This is a genomic window from Alteromonas sp. AO-Serp, from assembly GCF_017849675.1.
GTDB lineage: Bacteria > Pseudomonadota > Gammaproteobacteria > Enterobacterales > Alteromonadaceae > Alteromonas > Alteromonas macleodii.
In genome coordinates this window covers 1-5,887 of sequence record NZ_JAFLMX010000273.1, presented here as the reverse complement: position 1 = coordinate 5,887, position 5,887 = coordinate 1, and the positions used below count along the sequence as shown (strand labels likewise).

5 protein-coding genes and 1 pseudogene are annotated in these 5,887 nt (G+C 43.9%); 1 reads left to right on the top strand and 5 read right to left on the bottom strand.

Translation table 11 applies throughout. The features are described 5' to 3' along the window. The 4 genes and pseudogenes from QVA83_RS17975 to QVA83_RS17960 all read right to left on the bottom strand — a co-directional run. Positions 1-563 (bottom strand): annotated as a pseudogene (locus QVA83_RS17975) (GGDEF domain-containing protein); the annotation flags it as partial. 2 nt (positions 564-565) lie between these two features. Beyond that, positions 566-1,177: a PqiC family protein gene (locus QVA83_RS17970; RefSeq protein ID WP_069943996.1), complete on the bottom strand. Its 612-nt coding sequence runs from the start codon at positions 1,175-1,177 to the stop codon at positions 566-568. 177 nt (positions 1,178-1,354) lie between these two features. Next, a complete protein-coding gene (gene pqiB / locus QVA83_RS17965; protein ID WP_202940857.1) occupies positions 1,355-3,007 on the bottom strand; it encodes an intermembrane transport protein PqiB in 1,653 nt (550 codons plus the stop codon). Continuing rightward, entirely contained in the window at positions 3,004-4,146 is a 1,143-nt protein-coding gene (locus QVA83_RS17960) for a paraquat-inducible protein A (protein WP_283622713.1), read from the bottom strand. The genes pqiB and QVA83_RS17960 overlap by 4 nt, the downstream gene beginning before the upstream one ends. Positions 4,147-4,559: 413 nt before the next feature. Here QVA83_RS17960 and QVA83_RS17955 point away from each other — a divergent pair, with 413 nt between their 5' ends. Then, a complete protein-coding gene (locus QVA83_RS17955; protein ID WP_239301546.1) occupies positions 4,560-5,333 on the top strand; it encodes a hypothetical protein in 774 nt (257 codons plus the stop codon). A 90-nt stretch (positions 5,334-5,423) separates the two neighbouring features. On the opposite strand, the gene QVA83_RS17950 is transcribed toward QVA83_RS17955, so the two are convergent. Then, the coding region (locus QVA83_RS17950; protein ID WP_287498775.1) for an amino acid--tRNA ligase-related protein at positions 5,424-5,887 on the bottom strand (464 nt) is incomplete at its 5' end.

Here is a 5,887-nt window from a genome sequence, read left to right as displayed (position 1 = left end):
GTGTCGTAACTCTTTTGTCTACTGTACTCATAAAACGCCGACAGAAATGAAACGGTTAAAAAAGAATACAGTAAACGAGTTTTAAACGCGTAGGTGTAGTTTGCTACAAATGAAGCGTCATTGAAGGCGAACAGCACGATGGCGCTAACTAGCGTATAGGCAATAAGTGCGATGAGGCCTCTGACAAAGCCTGCAAAAAACATAGTGACTGGCGGCACCAAGTAAATCCAAAGGGGACCGGTATTGTCTTTTCCACCGGTAATCAGCAGCAGGAGAGTCAGTACCATTAAACAGATAATGAGAAGTGTTATAGACCATGTACGAGCTTTGGCTGACGCAAACCGAACTTGTAAGCGCTGTGAAATAGCAAATACTACACTGGCAGTATAGAGCGTAGTTGAAAGAGAATATTCACCGTCAATAAAAGCCCTAGAGCCAAGCAAGAACGTGATAGACATACCCACTGCCGCAAAAAGGTTCACCACCATAATGCGTCTGTTGGTTTCATCCTTGTAGTGACGGCTTACGCCACTAAATACGTATTGCTTGAGAGCGCCGAACATGATTAAACAGATTTTGTCACAGTTTTTCTAATATCTTCTGCGAGTTGTTGGATAGTATTTCTCATTGCTTTGATACTTGGAGAAAATCCATCATCTTCAAGGGGCGTTTTGAATAAAAATGGATAGCTTTGCGTTTGGCCTTCCACGTGAGTAATCACATATTGGCCAGATAGAATAACTTCCCCTTCATAGGTGCTGACAAAATCATTGAGGTGCAACGCCATATGAATGGCTTCTTCACTTGCGTAGTGATCGGGGCGAAGCAATGACACTTGCTTTGATGCTAACGCGCTGGTTAGCGCCTTAGTAAGCCCTTCGTCTACAGGTTCGGCCCATAAGTGACTGGTTGAGATATGCAAGTTGGTGTCACTGGTTTGGTACACAAGCCCACGGTGTTTGAGATATTCCGGTAGGGTTATCTTATCTATTACAACAGCCGTTGATGCTTTGTTTACGGTATATGCACTGTCACCCGTGGTGTGAAGTAAGTAGTATGTCAGCGAACGAGGCGCGCTACTACACGCCGATAATACGCAGGTGAAAAGCGCAAATACACCGATAAACAGTGCTTTACCTGTAGGTTGAGATGGGAAAACCTTAAACTGCTGTATCATTCTATTTATTCCTTCCATCCTTGTTTTTGGATGTTTCGCTATGGCAATACTGTCAATTGACATTCACTGTAGCGTATTACTTTCTTAATATCGGCTAATTATCAAGGATAAAGAGCATTCATTTTTTACGCCATTGTTGCTCGAAAATTAACCGCGTATTTGTTTGACTCTACTGCGCTAATTCTTCGCTTTAGGTTGAATGTCCGCTTCATCATCCTTTGAAAATATTAAACTATTCGGAGACTGGTTTAGCTTTAACAATAAAGGCTGAATGTTGCGCATGGTTTCTTGCAGCGCATCAACGGTCTCTTTTATCTCAGACTGGTTAAAACCACCCTCGCTGTAATTTTTAAGCAGGCCATCAAGGCTAACAAGAACCTGATTAAGATTACTATTTAATGCTTTCGCATCAATATCAGCGATAAGTACATCAAAGTCGCTGCTCGCCGTTTCCACAGACTCAGCAGCTAAACGCATGTCTTCAACGGCTAACTGCACATTTTCCACCATTTCCTTAAGCGGAAGCTGATTGATTTTGTCTAAAATTGCGTCGGCCTTTTGCGTCAATTGCGTGAACTCGTTACTAACAGTAGGAATTACTTCGTAGCCGTTAATCACTTCAATGCCGCTGTTACTGTCGGCATCAGGTACATGCTGTAAATCTACATACAAACCACCTGTTAATACATTACCCATGCGTAGCGATGCGCGAAGATCTCTTTCTAGCCAGTTTCGAATGGTTTGCTTTATTGCACTAAGGCCTTCTTTGGTATCTGGCTGCCTTGCTTTACCGGGGTAAATATTAATAAGCACGGGGATGGGATAATCTCGCTCCAAAATGTTGCCATCTAAAGCAGGGAAGGAGTTGATAGCAGTTACGTTGCCAATTTCAATACCACGGTATTCAACCGGTGCGCCAACGGTTAGACCTCGCACACTTTCATCGATAAGTAGCAAGTATTCAGCGGCGACTTTATAACGTGCATCTGAGGCGGATGTGCTATCCCCATAAATTGTGAAAAAGGCGTTATCTAGCACTTGTTCACCTTTTGGCACGCCGTCAGGGATCCCAAAGGTGATACCGTTTGCTAATAAGGTTTCCAAGCTGCCTGTTTCAACGCTTACACCGTTCGATTCAAGCAACAATTTAACACCGCTAACATCCCAGAAACGTGTCGTGTTGGTTATGAGTTTATGGTAAGGCGCTTCAATAAATGCGTCGTAATACACCACTCGTTCTTCAATATTAAAGGTAGCGTCTTCAAACTCGCCAACTTTAAACCCTTTATAAATAACAGGATCGCCAGGTTTGTAGGCAAATTCGTCGTCACTTTTTAACATAACATGCAGCCCTGGAGTGCCAGGAGGCGTAACCGGTGGGCGCTCAAGTGCCGTAAAATGGAGTTGCTCTTTGCCTTTATCACGGGCTGACATGGCAATATAGCTGCCAGACAAGAGGGTGTTGAGCCCTGAAACCTCAGAAAAGCTTATACGGGGGGCGACAACCCAAAACTTTGCATTTTCATTGAGTAGATGGGCCGCGCTAGCATCAATTCTGGCCGTGACAAGTACGCCGTTTAAGTCAGGCTTTAGCGTTATCTTTTTTACCTGTCCAATATCTAGGTCGCGCACTTTTATTGGAGTTTTGTTTACCTCAATACCTGTTGCCGAATGCAGCTCTATCGTAATAAGAGGGCCCTGATTCTTCCATTGGTAGTACACCATCCAGCCACCAATAACGATAACAAGAATTGGGATAATCCAAATGCGAGAAATGGACGAGGTCGGTTTGACCTTAGCTTCATTAATGTTCGGATCGTTTGTGGTCATGGTAATTGCTTCCACTGCTGCCAAATTAGCCTCGAATCAAACGTCATCGCGGCTATCATCGTTACAAATACAACGGCACAAAAGGCGAGTGCCGCTTGGCCCGGATAAATAGACATGGTGTTCCCCATCTGGATAAGGGATACCAGCACTGCTACAACAAAAACGTCTATCATCGACCAGCGGCCTATCGCCTCAGTGATGCGGTAGTAACGTATACGTAATTGTTTTGAAGTGGTTTTCTCTCGCTGTACAGAAAAATTGAGCCAAGCAAGAATGATAATTTTTGCCACTGGCACTACCACGCTGGCAACTAAAATAATTATCGCCACTGGGTATGAGCCCGATTCCCACAACGATATGACACCACCAATAATGGTATTGGGCGTCTCTTGGCCAAAAAATTCAGTATACATAATTGGCAATACATTAGCAGGAATATATAAGATACAAGCAGTGATCAACAACGCCCACGTACGCTGAATACTCTCTTGCGCTTGCGCTTCACACAATGGTTTAGGTTGTGGTGGTTGTCCTTGAGACATCCACATGGCATAGCGTGTGGGATCAAATTGGGATATACAAAGAGCCGTGAACGCTGAAAAGCCAACGAATGCATAAAATGACAGGCCTATGGAAACGTCGGCCAACTCGGTAATTTTGATAAGGCTAACCAAGGTACCAACAAGAAAAATTTCTGCCATGCTCCACGGTAAGAGGGCTTTCACAAGTTTGTAAAGCCGCGGCAAGTAAAAGGGGCGTCGGTTTTGTATTTGAGCTAAAGATAATATTAGCAGGCCGCCTAGTACCATTCCGGGCAGCAGTAATGTCGCTAAGCTGGTTATTATCGCTAGTGATAAATAATCGTTTTCGATGAGTACGGTAATACCGGTGGGCAAGTCAATACTATGCTTTTGACCGCTTGCTTTAAATGTCAGAAAGTTAAAAGGTAACGAAAGTAATAAAAATATCAGAGCACTGAAAGTATAAGCGAGCAACTTTTCGCTTGCGCCATCGCGATGAGATATTAGTGTGTGGTTACATACTGGGCACACAGCCCGTTGCCTGTGTGCTAGGGCGGGAATGTGTACCTGAGTATGGCATTGCTCACAAACTATAGATAACGTATTTGATTCAGCCATATGCTTTTGCACGCCACTTTTTGTATGCTCGTTGTATGATAGATAGCAGCCTAGAGGTATAACCCGTTGATTTTTAGAATCAACAGCATAGCTTATTGCAGGCATGTCGGGAAGTATAGCCAGTCGTATTTAGCAGTATAACAACAATAATTGACGATTAAGTGATGGAAATAGCAAACGAAATTCATAGTGTATATGGAAAAATTAAGAAGCAGGTAAGTCGTTTATTCCTAAAAAGGCGTGTTGGTTTTTTGCGTTTTTGGATGAGTATTACCTTCGCTCAGCGATGTTATTTTTTAGCAACCAGCATGCTTTTGTTGCAAATATTTCTGAACATAGAAAGTAGACTGTTTGAAGCAATAATGTTTGGTTTTGCTCTTACGGGCATTGTTAGCGAGACATGGCCCAGGTTCATGACACTTTGGAACAGCTTACCAGGTAAAGCTGTGATTCTGTTTATATATGCAATCATCGCAAACTTTGCACTCGCCTCTGCAAGTGGGTTAGTGAATAGCATAACTGGCGTATCAGCAAACGCCTTGCCCTACAGTCACAATTTTGCGCTTATTCTTATGGTGCCAAGCTGGTTCTTTGTTACCACCATGTTAGGGCTCGTGGGTGGTATGCTTCTTATTATTTTCTATCTGTTTTTCTTACTGCTATTGAAGCCGTTTGGCGTTGCGCGGTTTTGGCATCCAAAACACTATCGGTTTGCTACCTCTACCACATTGGCAAGACTAGCATGGACACTTGGCGTGGCGCTGCAGCTGGGAGTTTTAGCTGGGCAAGTTGGGCTACTCTCTGAATTCAGTAGTGAAAGTGCTAACCCTTTAATAAGCATAGAAAACGTAACGGAAAATGAGCTTGAAAATGGTGAAGCGCAACTTACTAAGGAACAAGCGGAAGATATTTCTGAGTTAGAAAAGGACTTAACCACGCTACTGACTAACGCAAAACAAAAGAGTGTTGATTACAAAAAGTCACAACGACGTGCCTTAGCCTATTTCATTTATGAGTTTGAAGCTGACTCACTCTCACGCTGTGCTCATCCTGAGGGAACCCGCGTCATAGAGCTTAACGACTACGAAATTTTGCAGATTGAAAAGACAGATGAAGTGGAAGAGGGATTTGTTTACACGGTTGAACCTTGTCGCTCTGCTGCAATTGGAATTTCAGTGAGTCCGTAAACTAGCGCTGAGATAATAACGGTTCAAGAAGTAAAAAAGCTCGCGACAGCAAACTGTGGCGAGCTTTTTATTTATTAGTCAAGCAACTGCTTAGAAGCTAGCGTTGCCCGGTGTACGTGGGAATGGGATCACGTCACGTACGTTTTGCATGCCAGTTACGTATGCTACAAGGCGCTCGAAACCAAGACCGAAACCTGAGTGAGGTACGGTGCCGTAGCGGCGAAGGTCGCGATACCACGCGTAGTCTTCTTTCGATAGGCCCATTTCGTCAAGGCGCGCATCGAAAACGTCTAGGCGTTCTTCACGCTGTGAACCACCGATGATTTCACCGATACCTGGCGCAAGTACATCCATTGCTGCAACAGTCTTACCGTCATCGTTAATGCGCATGTAGAAGGCTTTAATGTCTTTCGGGTAGTTCTGCATGATAATTGGCGCACCAACGTGCTCTTCTGCAAGATAGCGCTCGTGCTCAGAAGATAAATCGATACCCCATTCAACAGGGAATTCGAATTCTTTGCCGCAGTTTTGCAGAATTTCGATAGCGTCTGTGT